The 15923-nt window shown below is 60.0% G+C and carries 16 protein-coding genes; 13 read left to right on the top strand and 3 right to left on the bottom strand.

Annotated features, from left to right (window positions below; all coding sequences use genetic code 11):
* Window positions 1–24: 24 nt before the first annotated feature.
* Entirely contained in the window at window positions 25–471 is a 447-nt protein-coding gene (locus tag VGN12_25290) for a dockerin type I domain-containing protein (GenBank protein HEY4312790.1), read from the top strand.
* 63 nt (window positions 472–534) lie between these two features.
* On the opposite strand, the gene VGN12_25285 is transcribed toward VGN12_25290, so the two are convergent.
* The gene (locus VGN12_25285; protein HEY4312789.1) at window positions 535–1140 is read right to left on the bottom strand and encodes a PEP-CTERM sorting domain-containing protein; all 606 of its coding nucleotides are present in this window, start codon (window positions 1138–1140) and stop codon (window positions 535–537) included.
* 501 nt (window positions 1141–1641) lie between these two features.
* On the opposite strand from VGN12_25285, the gene VGN12_25280 reads away from it, so the two are divergent.
* The 12 genes from VGN12_25280 to tadA all read left to right on the top strand — a co-directional run bounded on the left by VGN12_25280 (window position 1642) and on the right by tadA (window position 13266).
* On the top strand, window positions 1642–2076 hold the full coding sequence (locus VGN12_25280; GenBank protein ID HEY4312788.1) for a TolC family protein: 435 nt from the start codon (window positions 1642–1644) through the stop codon (window positions 2074–2076).
* A gap of 84 nt (window positions 2077–2160) precedes the next feature.
* Entirely contained in the window at window positions 2161–2337 is a 177-nt protein-coding gene (locus VGN12_25275; protein ID HEY4312787.1) for a hypothetical protein, read from the top strand.
* Window positions 2338–2616: 279 nt separating this feature from the next.
* Window positions 2617–4404: a 30S ribosomal protein S1 gene (locus VGN12_25270; protein ID HEY4312786.1), complete on the top strand. Its 1788-nt coding sequence runs from the start codon at window positions 2617–2619 to the stop codon at window positions 4402–4404.
* A 443-nt stretch (window positions 4405–4847) separates the two neighbouring features.
* Window positions 4848–5696 carry an RNA polymerase sigma factor RpoD/SigA gene (locus tag VGN12_25265; protein ID HEY4312785.1) on the top strand — a complete coding sequence of 283 codons (849 nt, stop codon included), beginning with the start codon at window positions 4848–4850 and terminating at the stop codon, window positions 5694–5696.
* Window positions 5697–5914: 218 nt separating this feature from the next.
* Window positions 5915–6781 (top strand): Ku protein, encoded by an 867-nt coding sequence (locus VGN12_25260; protein ID HEY4312784.1) that lies wholly within the window; start codon window positions 5915–5917, stop codon window positions 6779–6781.
* Window positions 6782–6817: 36 nt separating this feature from the next.
* The gene (locus VGN12_25255; GenBank protein HEY4312783.1) at window positions 6818–7402 is read left to right on the top strand and encodes a tetratricopeptide repeat protein; all 585 of its coding nucleotides are present in this window, start codon (window positions 6818–6820) and stop codon (window positions 7400–7402) included.
* A 28-nt stretch (window positions 7403–7430) separates the two neighbouring features.
* Window positions 7431–7895 (top strand): hypothetical protein, encoded by a 465-nt coding sequence (locus VGN12_25250; GenBank protein ID HEY4312782.1) that lies wholly within the window; start codon window positions 7431–7433, stop codon window positions 7893–7895.
* A gap of 106 nt (window positions 7896–8001) precedes the next feature.
* Window positions 8002–9045: a non-homologous end-joining DNA ligase gene (gene ligD, locus VGN12_25245; GenBank protein HEY4312781.1), complete on the top strand. Its 1044-nt coding sequence runs from the start codon at window positions 8002–8004 to the stop codon at window positions 9043–9045.
* Between the two features lie 94 nt (window positions 9046–9139).
* The gene (locus VGN12_25240; GenBank protein ID HEY4312780.1) at window positions 9140–9940 is read left to right on the top strand and encodes an NYN domain-containing protein; all 801 of its coding nucleotides are present in this window, start codon (window positions 9140–9142) and stop codon (window positions 9938–9940) included.
* A 136-nt stretch (window positions 9941–10076) separates the two neighbouring features.
* Window positions 10077–10397 carry a hypothetical protein gene (locus VGN12_25235; protein HEY4312779.1) on the top strand — a complete coding sequence of 107 codons (321 nt, stop codon included), beginning with the start codon at window positions 10077–10079 and terminating at the stop codon, window positions 10395–10397.
* 245 nt (window positions 10398–10642) lie between these two features.
* Window positions 10643–12805, top strand: coding sequence for a hypothetical protein (locus VGN12_25230; GenBank protein HEY4312778.1), 2163 nt, complete (start codon window positions 10643–10645; stop codon window positions 12803–12805).
* Window positions 12806–12807: 2 nt separating this feature from the next.
* Window positions 12808–13266, top strand: a complete 459-nt coding sequence (tadA, locus tag VGN12_25225) for a tRNA adenosine(34) deaminase TadA (protein HEY4312777.1) — start codon at window positions 12808–12810, stop codon at window positions 13264–13266.
* Window positions 13267–13293: 27 nt separating this feature from the next.
* Here tadA and VGN12_25220 read toward each other — a convergent pair whose 3' ends face one another.
* Complete coding sequence (locus VGN12_25220; GenBank protein HEY4312776.1) at window positions 13294–14049, bottom strand: hypothetical protein; 756 nt, start codon at window positions 14047–14049, stop codon at window positions 13294–13296.
* A gap of 96 nt (window positions 14050–14145) precedes the next feature.
* Complete coding sequence (locus VGN12_25215) at window positions 14146–15807, bottom strand: fucose isomerase (protein HEY4312775.1); 1662 nt, start codon at window positions 15805–15807, stop codon at window positions 14146–14148.
* Between the last annotated feature and the right edge of the window lie 116 nt (window positions 15808–15923).

Raw genomic sequence — 15923 nt, 5'->3', positions numbered from 1 at the left:
GCGATTGCTTTGAACGCCGCCGGATTGAGCACGGTTCAATCGCTGCTCGGCTCAAACCAGGATCTGGGGCTTCGCTTCGTGGCCGCGAGCGACGACACCAACACGCAATTCGGATCGCTCGAACAGTCGTCGGGGTTCCAGGCACCGATCCTCTCGTTGACTTTCGCGCCGAAGATTTCGGCGGACGTGAATATCGACGGAATCGTCAACGGTCAGGACCTGGCACTCGTTTCTAGCAACTGGCTGGCGAAGGGGCCTGGCTACGCGGCCGACATCAATCGGGACAACATTGTGAATGGCCAGGATCTCGCCCTCGTTTCCTCGAACTGGTTGCGTACTTCCGGTGGTGGTACCGCCGCGGCGAACGCCGTGCCTGAACCGAGCGGCATCGTACTCGTCGCAATCTGCTTCGCCGGCTTACTCGTGGGCCACCTTCGCGTCCGGTGTGTTGGTGGCGGGCCGCTGGCTTGATTTCGTAGCGAAACCTGCATCCTCGGGACGATCACATTTTCCCGCAGTCACCGGGGGAGCAATTCACTTCCGCCGGCGGTAAACCAGCAAGGCCAATCCGCCGAGCGCTGCCAAGACGAGCGTCGACGGCTCGGGAGCTTGGTTGGCCTGGATCCTGATTTGCAGGCCGCTGGCATTGAGGTCTGTGCCGCGGCCGTTGGTGACGATGATGTCGAGCGTGTTGACGCCGTTTACGACGGCCGCCGAATCGACGAGGAAGAACTGCGAAAGCTGATTCGCACCCGAATTCGTGATCCCGATCGGCTGCCCGTTGATCAACATGTAGGCAGAATCATCGACAGCCCAGGAACCAGCAAATGCGAACGTCAGTGGGGCGATATCGTCGACGTTAAAGGTGGTTCGATAATCATAGTCGCCAGTTGGCATCGCGCCACTTTGATCCGCAGCTGGTGCAATCCATTGACTTTGAAAGCCGTTGGCCACCCACGCGTTCGGGAAGGGATAGGGAAAGGTATCCTGGGCAACGAACGCCGATGGGCCAAGGCCCGAGCCAGCCGGCGCAGAAACCAACGACCAGTGCGGATCGACCGCACCCCCGGCAAGGAGCGAAAATCCGTCAGCCGCAATGCCTGTCCCGTAGAGATCGGCATACGGAGTTGCAGCAGCCATTGTGCAGGAGACGGCCATTGGGAAAAACAAGGCAACGACTCTTACTGCCCTGGTCATTTGGATCTAGCTCCAGAAGATGAAGTTCGCGGACTTGCTCAGTCACATAAAGCCTCAGGGAAATCGCACACGTTGATCGATTGCGTACGGCCGATTTGTCCACGGGAGCGCGGACGCAAGCCGGAGGCACGAATCAGGGAAAAATAGGCCGGTCGAAAAAGAGCCGCCCAAAACCGAGGGGAGCAGAACCGGCTTAGAGAAGGTTCAGGAGCGTCACTCCGGCGAAATTATGACCTTACAAGCTTCCGAATGTTACATGTGTCAAAGTCGGTATGCAATAAAAAAGTCACGTTAATAGTAATTAACCTTTTTACCGACGCAGCCTGCATTCGGCGCGGTTACGATTGCTTCTACCGGCGCCCGCGGCTGCAGGCCGACAATCTGCGTAGCTTCGGCGAGCGCGCCGCAACTATCCTCGCGACTCACCCATCAAGGAGATTCTCGATGCATTCGACGTCGAAGGCTTCGATCTGTCTGGCGGCGATCAGCCTGGGCCTGCTGCTCGTGATTTGCAATTCCGGCAAGCCCGAGGAGCCCGGGCAGGCCCAGCCCGATATCAAGAAGCTTGAGCAGCAGCGACTGGCGATTTTGGAAGAGGTATGCGACGTGGCATCGAAGCTCTACCAAAACGGGCGTATCGAATACACGGATGTCCTATCAGCCCGGCGCGAGCTGCTTGCCACGCGACTGGAATACGCGGAAACAAAGCAGGATCGCATCAAAGCCTGCGACGAGGCAATCAAGTATGCCGGCCAGATTCGGGACCTTGCCAAAGCGAGGAGAGAGGGCGCGCGCGGTACCCAGGTCGAAGTACTTCGGGTTCAGGATTTCGAGCTGCAAGCGCAGATCGCCCGCGCGAAGGCCGAGGCCGGTGAGTAATTTCGCGGCGAGGTCGATTCGCAGGTTGCGAAAATGTCAGCAAATGCCGGGAAACAGCACCCTTTCTCGCGTGTTGATAGGAGTATGGACTGTCGTTGCCTACGCTGTGACCGGCACTTCACCCTCTCCGAGGACGAGGCAGTCCATTGCCGCGAGCATTACGAACGCCGCGGCGCGCAGCCCCCGGTCGAAACGGTCGGCATCTGCGACGGCTGCTGGCAATCCGGGGAATCCGCTGTCGAGCCGGCCAACGCGGCTTGATAATAGGTCACACTTTCCCAGCTCTCCCCCTCGTCACACAGCGATTGTGACCCCGGGCAAATAGTGGTATATTTTCCGGCCTGCCTTCAAACCGAGGGTTTTAGGTCATCGCGTGATGATCTCGGTGAGTGGGCTTTCCTTGAACGCCGGCGTACAGGCCACCGTACTCGCACATTCACGTGCGTTCAGACGCCCCGCGGGTCCACAGATAGCGACCCCTGATGCGGTGTCCGGTGATTTCTCAATGCCTGTCGGGCCGGAGATAGTGACACTTCCTACATGGTCAACCGTAATCTGATTCGTAACCTCGATCTCAGCGAGGTGGAGTGGGAGCAGGAACTGGCCCTGGCGATGGAGGGCACCTCGCCCGACGATCTGGCCAGCGGCGGCAGTGACATCACGCTGAATCAAATCGTGATCGGGCGCGTGATCCGGGTCGAAGGGGACCTGGTCCTGCTGGACGTCGGCTACAAGAGCGAAGGAACCATCCCACTGTCCGAGTGGGAAGTCGACGAAGCCCCGCCCGAGCCTGGCCAGACGGTCAAGGTTTTGATCGAGGAGATCGAAGACGGCAACATGGCCCGCGCCGATGGCGGCATGATCCTGTTGTCGAAGCGGAAGGCCGAAAAGATCGAAGCGTGGTTGAAGGTCATGGAGACCGTCCACGAAGGAGATATCGTTACTGGCAAGGTCACCCGCAAGATCAAGGGTGGTTTGCTGGTCGACATCGGCGTCAACGTATTCTTGCCGGCCAGCCAGGTGGACATCCGCCGTCCGCCGGACATCGGCGATTACATCGAGCGCACGATCCAGTGCGTCGTGCTGAAGATCGACGAAGCACGCCGCAACATCGTCGTTAGCCGCCGGGCGCTGATCGAGACCGAACGGGCCGAGAAGAAGGCCAAGCTCCTCGCCGAGCTCGAAGTCGGTCAGATTCGCAAGGGCACGGTCAAGAACATCGCCGAGTTCGGCGCGTTCGTCGACCTGGGAGGCATCGACGGCCTTCTGCACATCACCGACATGAGCTGGGGCCGCATCGGTCACCCGTCGGAATTGGTCTCGATCGACCAGGAGATCGAAGTGCAGATCCTGCACATCGATCGCGAGCGCGAGAAGATCGGCCTGGGCCTGAAGCAGAAGTCGGCCAGCCCCTGGGAGAAAGTCGAAGAGAAGTACCCCGTTGGCAGCCGCGTGAAGGGAACCGTGGTCAACGTGATGAGCTACGGTGCCTTCGTCAAGCTGGAAGAGGGGATCGAAGGGCTGGTCCACATCAGCGAAATGTCGTGGACCAAGCGCATCAGCCATCCCAACGAGTTGGTACACATCGACGACGAGATCGAAGTCGTCGTGCTAGGCATCAACCGCGAGAAGCAGGAAATCTCGCTCGGCATGAAGCAGACCCAGGCCAACCCCTGGGACAAGGTGGCCGAGCGTTACCCGCCAGGCTCGATGGTCACGGGCACGGTACGCAACCTGACCAATTACGGTGCCTTCATCGAGATTGAAGAAGGGATCGACGGCCTGCTGCACGTCAGCGATATGTCGTGGACGCGCAAGATCAGCCATCCCAGCGAAGCGGTCGAGAAGGGGCAGAAGATCGAGTGCAAAGTGCTCTCGGTCGATCAGCAGCGTCGCCGCATCGCCCTGGGGCTCAAGCAAATGAGCGAGGATCCCTGGGCCACGGACATCCCCAACAAGTACCAGCCTGGCCAGATCGTCACCGGGACGGTCACCAAGCTCACCAACTTCGGCGTATTCGTCGGCTTGGAGAACGGGCTCGAGGGGCTGTTGCATATCTCGGAATTGGCCGACCATAAGGTCGAGAATCCCGAAGATATCGTCAAAGTCGGCGAGCCGATCGAAGTCAAGATTTTGCGCGTCGACACTGAAGAGCGCAAAATCGGACTGTCGCGCAAGCGCGTCGAGTGGAGCGAGGAAGAACACGCCAACGCGGAAAACCAAGAGTCCGCTGCCGCGACCGCGGCTTCCTCGAGTTCCTCGGTGGAGTTGAAGGGAGGCATCGGTGGTGACAGTGGACCGCTGATCAAGCCGCGCACCGCCGAGTAAATTTCGCCGATTTGTTCTTACGTCGCTGTGCCGTCAATCTTGTCGGCACAGGCGTCAGAATCGGTTTAAGAATCTGGAACGCTCCGATCACGGACCCGTCACAGGGCCGTAAAGTCGGAGCGTTCCTTTTTTTGCGCGCATGGCTGCCGAAGCACGAACGTTTTTGACGGCGCCATTCGTATATGTGGACCTGCGCCATGCGCAGCAAAGCCCTCACACTGCCCTCTTTCCTCGCGGGGGAAGCGTTGCGCGCCACCATTCTCGGCGGCGCGAGAAAACCCTGCAGGTTGGCCTATTACCGGCCGGTTCGCTTTCATCCCTACGCCCCGAAGCGCATGCACATCCGGCCCACCTTGTCCGCTAGCAGCGCGGCTGGAGAATTCCCACGGGACACGTCGATCTTCTGTGTGTTCCGCTTTTGCGCTTCCCTTACGCAGTGATATATGGCGACCTCCATGCCGAAGACACGCCGACGAACCACAGCCGCCGTACAGTCTCCTCTCGAGACGTATCTGCGTGAAATCAACGAGACCTCACTTCTCTCGGCCATCGAAGAGCGCGAGCTGGCCGTCGCCATCGGCCTGGGCGACACCGCTGCCCGCGATCGCATGGTCCGCGCCAATCTGCGTTTGGTCGTGAACATCGCTCGCGGTTACACGGGCAAGGGGCTCGGCCTGCAGGATCTGATCGAGGAAGGCAACCTGGGACTGCTGCGTGCCGTCGAAGGGTTCGACCCCGCGATGGGCACACGCTTCAGCACGTATGCCAGTTACTGGATCAAGCAATCCATCAAGCGGGCGCTGATCAACACCGCCAAGACGATTCGCATCCCGGCCTACATGGTCGAGCTGTTGTCGAAGTGGCGCCGAGCCACGATTCGCCTTTCGGAAGAGTTGGGCCGTACGCCCACGCCGGAAGAGATCGGCCGCGTCCTCGGCCTGCCGCGCAAGAAGCTGCCGATCATCAAGAAAGCCATCCGCATCTACAGCTCGACGCCACAGACGGATCAATCCGAGGCGGGCTGGTCGCTGTCCGAGATGGTCATGGACGAACGCAGCCGCAACCCCGAAGACGAGATGGTCGAGGGTGACAACCTGATGCACGTCATGCAGCAGTTGGAGACCATGGACCCGCGCGAGGCGACGGTCCTGCGGCTGCGGTTCGGGCTGGACGACAACGAGCCGCGCACGCTGAAGGAAATCGGCGAGGCCCTCGGCCTGACCCGCGAGCGAGTGCGACAGATCGAGACCGAAGCCCTGGGCAAGCTGGCGGCCGGGCTGTCAGTCGGCTAACAGTGATACGCAGCGCGGATTAATGAGTGCTGGCCATCGCGTGGCTTGTGGCTGCTCGGTGCGGTTTCCCCCAAAGTTCAGCACTCATTATTCCGCGCTTGCGCACTTCTTTTGACCTCTGGCACGCTGCGTGCTATCAATGCTTGCAGGCCTGGAGGGAGCCAATTGGACGTGGAGGGAGCCCGTACGTGCTTCCCTAATATTCGAACGGCTCTACGATGCCACGTTACAGCTGGAAGGGCTTTCTCCGCCTCAGCCTGGTTTCGGTGCCGGTGCAGGCTTTCAACGCCGTGCAGAGCGATGAGGGCAAGATCTCGCTGCATCAATTGCACGACAAAGATCATGCCCGTATTCGCTACGTGAAGATGTGTCCGCAGCACGGCGAGATCCCCACGAGCGAGATCGTCTCGGGCTATGAAGTGAGCAAGGACGAATATGTCGTGATCGAGCCGGACGAGCTCGATGCCCTGCGGACGCCGTCCGAAAAGGCGATCACGCTCGACGCGTTCATCGCGCCGGACTCGGTCGACCCGGTCTATTTCGCGGGCAAAAACTATTACCTGATGCCCGATGGAGAGGGGGGCGCGAAGCCGTATGCGGTGCTCCTTCAGGCCATGGAAAAGCAGGATAAGTGGGGCCTGGGGCAGGCGGTGATGTTCGGCCGCGAGCATCTGGTTTTGGTGCGCCCGCACGAAGGTCTCTTGTCGCTCGCGCTGTTGAACTATGCCCAAACGGTGCGGAGCACAGCCGACTATGATGTCGGCGAGTCCAAAGTCTCGGCCACCGAGTTGAAGCTGGCGGAAACGCTGATCAAAGCCTCGACCGCCAAGAAGGTCAATCTCGGTCAATACCAAGACGAGTACGTGCATAAACTGCGTATGCTGATCGACGCCAAGGTCGAAGGGCGCGAAATCGTCACGCCCCCTGGTGAAGAAGAACCGCTGGTCGTTAATCTGATGGAAGCCTTGAAAGCGAGCGTCGCCAAGGCCAGCAAACGACCGGCTGCGGGGCGCGCCGCCAAGCCAGCCAAGAAGCTGGCCGCCAGCCATCGTTCGTCGGCCGCCAAAAAACGCAAGACGTCCTGACCGCAGGGCCCATTCTCTGAAAGTTGCAAGGACGCCATGAAGCGGACGGATGGAGCGAACGAAAAACCGAGGGCACGATCGCCCAACATTCTCGCCGCCGCCAACGCGTCACGTGTTGCGAAACAGAGTGCCGCTGCGGGCTTCTCAAGCAGCATCCCCCTGGCGACATCCGAGGCAGCAAACCTGTTCGACCATGGTTGTGAGCATGAGGACGCCGGTCGCTACCACGAGGCGATGCGCTCGTACCGCCGCGCGATCGAAGTGGCTGGCCCATCGGCCTCGTGGTTGTTCAATCTGGCCAACGTTCTTTATCGCTTGCGTCGCAAGGTCGAAGCGGTCGAAGCATATCGCCAGGCCCTAAGCCACGACGACCAGTCGCACGAAACCTGGAACAACCTGGGCGTGGTGCTCTGCGAGTTGAAACAATGCGACGAGGCGATGCGCGCCTTTCAACGCACGATCAGCCTGGCGCCGTGGTTTGCTGATACGCTGTATAACCTGGCCGACTGCCTGGATGAGCGCGGCCAGTTCGAGGCCGCGCAGCAATACTGGCGCGAATATCTCCGTCTCGATTCGCAAAGCGAATGGAGTGATTACGCTCGATCGCGACTGCTAACTTAACCGGTCCATTTGGCAAGGAACGTAGCTCATGGGCAATGCCCGGCACAGGCGTTTGGCGGCAAGCGTCTTGATGGCGGCACTCGCGGCGGGCTGCGGCGCCAAGCCCGCCGCTCCGGTGACTCTGGATAACACGGCCGACATTCAACAATACCCGAACGAGGAATTTGACAATTCCATGGTACGTCTTCTGGCGAATCCCTCTCGTTTTCACGGCGTGAAGGTCCGCGTCGAAGGGTATCTCGAAGTGCAATTCGAAGGGACTGCGATCTACCTGTCACGCGAGGATGCGGAACATAGCCTCACGGCGAACTCGTTCTGGGTTGACTTTGACGAGCAGGCCATTCCCAAGCAGGCCGCGCAACAATTCGACAGTAAATATGTGCTCCTTGAGGGGCGCTTCGATAAAGACAACCATGGACACATGAGCTTATTCCAAGGTGCGATCACCAGCGTGGATCGAGTCATTGAAAAACCTCGGCGACAACGACCATAAGACGCGAAAGCCCAGGCGTGCTGCGACCGTGCTAGGACCGCGGGCACAGTGGCCGCGCCGCGCGACAAACAGTCTTCCAGCCCTTCCAGGCGCACGGCGTATAAAAATGCCAGCCGCCGTCGAGCCCGAGCTGGCGCTGCTTGTCAGCGAAGCACCCCACACCGCGGATTGGCTGCACGAAATCAAGTTCGACGGCTATCGTCTGCTGTGCCACGTGACAAGCGGAAAAGCACGTCTCATGACGCGGCGACAATTGGATTGGACGGCCCGGTTCCCCTCCATTGCCCAGGCCGCGGCGAAGCTTCCGGTCAAGTCCGTCATTCTCGATGGCGAGGCCGTGGTGCTCGAACCGAACGGCGTCAGCAGCTTTCAGGCCCTGCAATCCGCGCTCTCCGAGAAGGCCTATGACCGCATGTTCTACTACGTGTTCGATATTCTCTATCTCGACGGGTACGATCTGCGCGGCGTAATCCTCGAAGATCGCAAAAAGATCTTGGCATCGGTCTTAGCCCGGCAGACGGCGACCTCGCGCATTCATTACTGCGACCATATCGAAGGGGACGGGCCGGAATTCTTGCGCCAGTGTTGCGGGCATGGCCTGGAGGGGATCATCTCCAAACGGCGCGATCGGCCGTACCTGGCCGGCCGCGGCGGCGACTGGGTCAAAGCCAAATGCATTCAGCACGAAGAATTCGTCATCGGCGGATTCACTGATCCGACCGGCACTCGCCAGGGCTTTGGCGCCATTCTGATCGGTTACTACGACCGGCCGGGGCATTTGCTCTATGCCGGGCGTGTGGGAACCGGCTTTTCGACAGAGAAGCTTGTCGACCTGCGGCGCACGTTCGACAAGCTTGAAACCCACGAGCCGACGTTTGCCAATCTGACCGCACGTCAGGCCGGCCGCGGGGTCCACTGGACCAAGCCGAAGCTGGTTTGTCAGGTGCAGTTCACCAATTGGACACGGGATCACGTTCTGAGGCATCCGTCGTTTCAAGGACTGCGCGAAGATCTGCCCTCCACGGCCGTGGTGCGCGATGCGCCAGTGCCCGGAGGATTGGCTGAAGGTGCAAAAACGGCCACACTCAGACGCGCGAAGAAGGTCGTACAGAAATCAGTCGCCGCGCGGCACCGCGGTGGATCGCGATAACATCCCGCCGTACTTGAGGTTGTTTTTCGCTGCGGCCTTGGTGACAATCCTGGGCAGCAACGCGTGCCAGGCGAGCACGAAGGAGACTCGTCGCATGCCGAAAGCCATTCATTCACACCCAAGTCTACAGGCGCGCATGTCCGACGAACCATTAATTGCCGTCTTCGTCGATTTCGAAAATCTGGCCATTGGCGTTCGCGACATGGGGGTCGGCACGTTTCAGATCCAAATGGTCTTGAAGCGGCTGTTGGAAAAAGGCCGCATCGTTTATAAGCGCGCCTATTGCGATTGGAGCCATTACAAGGACGCCGTCCAGGAATTTCACGGTCAAGGGGTCGAATTGATCGACATCCCGCAACGGCGCATGACGGGCAAAAACAGCGCCGACATCCGCATGGTGGTCGACGCTCTGGACCTGTGCTACTCGAAAGACCATATCGATATTTTCGCGCTCCTGTCAGGCGACAGCGATTTCTCGCCGCTAGTCTCGAAGTTGAAAGAGAACAACAAGCGCGTGATCGGTTGCGGCGTGAAAAGCTCGACCTCGGACTTGCTGATCGCGAATTGCGATGAGTTCATCTACTACGACGATTTGATCCGCGTTGCGCGTCGTGCCAAGGCCGTGCCGCGTAAAGGGAAGCCTGAGGAAGACAAGAAGCAGGAGGCCGTCGACCGAGTGTTGGCGGTGCTGCAATCGGTCGAGCAGGATTACGATCCGCTGTGGGGCTCGCTCTTGAAGCAGACGATTCGTCGCGTTTATCCAGGCTTCAGCGAAGGGTACTACGGCTATGGCAGCTTTTCGGACCTGCTCGAGGACATCAAAGCTAAGGGGCTGATCGAGCTGGAATACGACGAAAGCCGGGGGAACTATAAAGTCCGTCAGATCAAGCAGTAACCGCGCGCGGAGAGGCCAGTTTGCTGACGGCAAGGCAAGGAATAAACGCTTGTCTTCCGCGACGTAAAAGCAACAATAGTGGTGGTTTTCGGCCGAGGAATACGTGGTTAGGGCCGTCGAGAATAAGGAGTCAGTGATGAAGCGATTCGCAGCAATTCTGCTACTGGTGCTTGGTCTGTTCGTGTGCGCGAGTGGTACCGCGTCCGCGCGGCCTTACGGCTACTACGGCGGCGGCTATTACGGCTACGGCTATCGGCCGTACTACCGTGCTTACTACGCCCCGCGCCCGTATTACGCTCCGTACCGCGCCTATTATCCGCCGCGTCCTGCGGTTGGATTCGGCTACGGTTATGGCTATGGATATCCCGGCGGGTACTACTACGGTTATCCGGGTTACTCGTACTACGGTGGACCAGTGGGCCCGTACGTTGGCGGCGCCGGATTCTACGGCTGGTAAAGCCTCGCGCCATATGTCCAGGCGCGCCGTGGTTCAGCCGCGGCGCGCCATGTTGGTTATCGCGACGCCCGCGTTTACGATCCGTCTTATCGCTGCGCAGCATCTGGCGTGATAGATTGAACGCCTGGTCGGCGAGCCGATCGCACGGCGCGAAAGCGCTGCTGCCCCGTTGAGGTGGCACTTGCTCGGCGGCTGCGACGCGTCGATTCCTCTTCCCGGACGGCCTTCTACCAGGACGCCAGCTCGTGAATTTCTGCGCACGGTTTCGTCTGCTTACGGTCTTGGCCTGTGGCATGCTTGCCGCGCAATTCGGGAGCGTGGCTCCAGCGCGAGCCGGCGGCGGCCCGGAGAACGTTTTCGTCGTCGCCAATCAGCGCAGTTGGGCATCGCTGGCCATTGCCCATCATTTTGTCGCGCTCCGCAACATACCGGCGATCAACGTTCTCTATCTCGATTGGCCCTACTCGACGGATAAAGTCGACGTCGGCGTCTTTCGCGACAAGTTGTTGCTGCCAATTCTGGGCGCTATCAGCCAACGTGGCATCGCGCCACAGATCGACTATGTGGTCTATTCCAGTGATTTTCCCTGGTCGATTGATTTCAAGACGATGCTGGGAAAGCAGCAACCTCCGGCGCAATTCGCGCCGGTCGGCTCGTTAACGTCGCTGACATTCTTCGCGCAGGCGGTGATGGGCAATGACTTTCGCTTCGTCGCGCAGAACAGCAACCACTATCTACGCCGCGCGGACAAGGAGCATGCCGGCAATCCCTCGCAGGGTTTTCGCGGCTGGTATGGCTTCGACGAGGCGGGCAAGCTGGTCGAAGGGGGCGGCGTTTCTTACGTGCTAAGCACGATGCTCGGGGTCACCAGCAACAACGGCATGAGCCCCGAAGAGGTCATCGCCAACCTCAAGCGCAGCGCCGCCGCGGACGGCACCAAGCCGCCCGGAACGATCTATTTCTGCCGGACCGGGGACAAGGACCGGTCAGGCATTCGCGAGCCTCAATTCAAGGCCGCGATCGCGGCGTTAAAAGAGCTGGGCGTCCGCGCCGAGGTAGTCAGTGGCATCCTGCCGATGGGAAAGAAGGACGTGGCAGGATTGCTAACCGGCAAGCGCAACTTCGACTGGAAAGGCTCGCATAGCGAAATCCTGCCTGGCGCCATCTGCGAGAATCTGACCAGTTGGGGTGGCAAGTTCGACTACAACGATGGTCAGCAGCGGTTAACCGATTTCTTGCGGGCAGGAGCCGCCGGTTCGAGCGGGGCGGTGTTCGAGCCTTATGCGATCTATCTGAAATTCCCCGAAGCCTACACCCAGGTCCATTACGCTCGCGGTTGCACGTTGGCCGAAGCGTTTTACCAGGGAGTTGCCTCGCCGTACCAGTTGATCGTGGTGGGGGATCCGCTCTGCCGCCCGTGGGCCAATATTCCCAAGGTCACGGTCGAGGGGGTCCGCGCCGGAGCAAAGCTGAAGGGCACTGTCATTTTGCGGCCGGCGGGCGAGGTCGACGACAAGCCGCTTGATCGATTCGAGCTGTTCATCAACGGCGTACAAATCACCCACTGCGCCGCGTCCGGCACGCTGGAATTCGACAGCACGCAGCTTCCGGACGGCGCGGCCGAGCTGCGCGTCGTAGGTATCGAGGGATCATCGATCGAGACGCAGGGGCGTGTCATCCTGCCCGTTACGATCGCGAACCACGATCACAAGATCGAGCTAACGTGCTCGGCAACAGACCGTGCGAATTGGAAGGAGCCCTTTAAGCTCACGGCCAAGGCTCCGGACGCGACAAAGATCACGTTTTTCGACAGCATGCGTTCGCTGGGAACATTAACGGCCGATCACGGCGAGATCGAAGTGAAACCCGAGGATTTGGGGCTGGGACCAGTATCGATTTACGCTCGGGCGCAATTCAGCGAAGATCCGAAGGATGCTGTATTGTCGGCGCCGATTACGCTGTCGATCGAGCCCTCGGCGCCGTTGCCGCCGCGCAAACTTCGTCCTGGTTCAAAGCTGGCCAATGGTCTGCAATTCAAAGCCGAGTCGGGTCCGCTACTGCCTGTGCCGGCAACGAACGAGCGCGCGTGGCTGGAGGATACGAAGGTCAAGTCCGACGAGTCGTTCGTTCTGGCGGCGATTTTCGACGTCCCGACGACCGGCGTCTATCAATTCGAACTCAAACACGTCGGATCCTTGACGCTGAAAATCGATGGCCAATCGGTTTATGATGCGAAACAGAAAGAGCCGCTGTGGAACTATCTCCCACTGGCGCTGCAGGCGGGCTTTCACCAGTTCGAGCTGCGTGGCAATGGCGGACAGCCCGACGGGCTCGAGGTGCGCTTTGGAAACTCGGGCGTCACTGACCTCGATGGCAAGCAGTTCCGGCACCCGGATCGGGGCAAGTGACGATGCACGAGACATTTATGCGGCAGGCGCTCGCGCAGGCGCGCCTGGCCGCCGAGCAGGACGAGGTCCCCGTCGGGGCAGTAATCGTGCATGAAGGGCGCGTGATCGCGGCCGCGCACAATCAGCGCGAGCAATTGCAGGATCCGACGGCTCATGCCGAGATGATTGCCATCACGCAAGCCTCGGCGGCCGTGGGAAGCTGGCGCCTGCATGATTGTTTGCTGTACGTGACGCTCGAGCCGTGTCCAATGTGCGCCGGTGCGATCGTCCAAGCCCGCCTGCCGTGGGTGATTTACGGCGCCGCCGATCCGAAGGCGGGCGCGGTCGATACGCTGTTTCAACTCTTGAACGACGCTCGGCTGAATCACCGTACCCAAAGCGTACGCGGCGTGCTGGCCGAGGAAGCTAGCGCCCTGCTGAGTGATTTTTTTCGCCAGCAGCGCGCACTCGGCAAGAAATGATCGCTTCGTAGAAAAACGAGCGAGTGCTCAGTTTGCCGCGGGGGCCGGATTGACCGGTGCCGCCGCGGTGATGCTGCCGACCGAGAGCCGCGAATTATCGGCGGCGGCGTGATTGATTTTCTGCGGATAGCGCCAACCGATCAGCAGCCGGTTGCCATCCATCTCCTTCGTGTACAGCTCAAACACGCCGGGCGAAGGCTTCACCGCTCCGGACTGCGTGAAGAAGTTTTGCATTCCCTTGACGTTGATCTGCCGCCAATCGACTTGTGGCCCGGCCTGCGTCGGCAGTTTGACGTCGGTCCACTGCGCCGAGTCACCAAAGGTTTTCGCTAACTGCGCTTGGATCCATTCCTCGATAGGTTTTCCTTCCACGACGGCGTCTGCCGCGGGCAGCACAGCCTGATAGCAGTAAACGCCGAGTGATTCGTTGGTCTGGGCGTCGAAACCGAACGCCTCGTAGCAAACCCGTAGGCCGGGGATCTTTAAAAACGGCGGATTGAGCCGCTCGGGATTGACGACCCCTTGTCCGTTCGGCTCGGCCGATTGCTCGTTGTACGCCTTCGAGGCTCCGTCGATGAACTTCGGCAACCTGATCATGAAGCCACTGCCGGGAATTTCGACTGCGTCGGGGGAAATCCCCAAATACTGTTGCGCGGTGCGCAGCGTAGCCATCCCTTTGTCGACACGTTCTTCGTAAGCGCTCGTTCCACAGCCCGACAGAAATAGGACGCTGGCCGAGATCAAAATCGGTCGCGCGAGCGAAGCGGAAATGCGGACGAACATCAGAGATTCCTTCAAACGCGATCAGGAGAAATTGCTACCTGCGATTCTCGGCAGCATCGCCGAGGGTGTCAACGCGTGGACTACGGGCCGGGCCGCTTACCAAGATTCTCGGCCGGCGCGCGTCCCGCACAGGGCAACATCCAACCCCAGTTCCGCAGCCATCGAGGCCTTGGCCCACAAGGCCCGATCGGCCTCATCGGCACTGTTGGCATAGACGACATGGATATGGTTGCTTTTGTGCCGCGCCATCATCTGGTCGCGCGACACCCCGTACGTCACGGCGTGCATGATCGGCCACTGCGGTGTCGTGGCCTGCCAGCGGCGCTCGGTTTCTTCCGCCGAGAGCTCGACGACGCGCGCTCGCCCCAGATCCATCTTCAAGCGTCCCCGCGCTACGTAGACGCGAGACCAGACGATTTCGCCGGGGCGCGAAACCCCTTTGAGCGTACCACCGCCGAGTCCGAAGTACATTTTCGGTTGCCGCTCGCTCGACGCGCCGCTCCAACCTCCCACGAAATGTGCCGGCGGCGCCGCACCGCTGATCAGAAATACCCACACATAATCGGACACTCCACCCGATCGATCGATATCTCCCCAGCGAATATCGTGCAGCGTGTTTTCGACCGGCTGTCCCATGGCGCGATGCACGCGGAACGTCATCAGGGCATCGAGCCCCGCGCATTCGTCGACTTCGTTGAAGTGCGGCAGCGGTTCGCCGGCGTAAAGCTCTCGCGCGCCATCGCGACTATGCACAGGGGGGCGTTCGGCATTATTCAAAGTTCCTTCGACCAGATCACTGGCCGGCAGCAGATCCTTCAAACCTTGTTGGTATTGGATGCCAATCGTGTGGCAACCGAAGTCATCGGCAATGCGCACCGCGGCGACGTACATTTTGCATTGCTGGTGAATTTGTTCGTCCGTCAAATCCTCGGCGGGATTTGTGCCCGTAACGAACTTCATGCCGCGCTCTTCCATCCAGCGACGCACGGCCGTGGCTTCGTCGTCGCGCACTTGCGTCGATTCGTAATACAGTGCCGACTGGCTGAGCCGCTCTTTGTAGACACCGGTGGCGTGCAGCAGATCGTCCGGGATGATGGCGTTGAACATGCCCATGCACCCTTCGTCGAATACGCCCATAATCGCCTTGTCGCGCAGCAGTTGCTCGGCCAGCGCCTTGCCGAGCTTGCGTTCGGCCTTGGGGGGATCCACGTCGTTCCAATCGATGACGTGATCCGTGTGGTGTCGCAATGTTCCTTTGCGCAGCCAACGACGAAGCCCTGTCGTGAAGAACTCGTCGGTGAAGTCTTCGCTCCACAGCGTCGAGTAGGGGACGTCGGCCTTGGTAAGCGAGCCGTTCAGGTTCAGCATCCCCACCAGGCCCGGCCATGTTCCCGACCAATTGGCCACGGTCAAGATCGGCCCGCGATGCGAAACCAGTCCGTGCAGAACATGATGCGAATACTGCCACACGGCCTCGGCGACGATCAGCGGCGCCTTCGGGTCGATACCGGCGAAGACCGTCATCCCTTCCTTCTGCGAACTGATGAAACCGTGCCCCTCCTCAGGTCGATAGGGATGCGCCCGCACGAGCTCGTAACCGGCCGCGGCAACGGCATGTCCGAGCTTTTCCTCCATCTCTTGTTGCGATGCCCAGCAATTACGATTGGCCGCTGGCCGCAGGTCGCCGCTGGCCACCATCAGCACTTGCTTCTTCTTGACGCGAGCGGGGCGGGTTAATTCCGGCAGGGCGTAGTCCATCGTGTCGCCTATGGGAGTGCGGATTTCACGGGATGTCGTTCAGAGCGGGCGCGGATCCAGCGCGAAAATTAGCACGTCTGGGGTAAATCCGCTGGGCCTATCTTAATTCTGTGGGG

This window comes from Pirellulales bacterium (assembly GCA_036499395.1).
GTDB lineage: Bacteria > Planctomycetota > Planctomycetia > Pirellulales > JACPPG01 > JACPPG01.
This window is presented reverse-complemented; position numbering and strand designations above follow the sequence as displayed.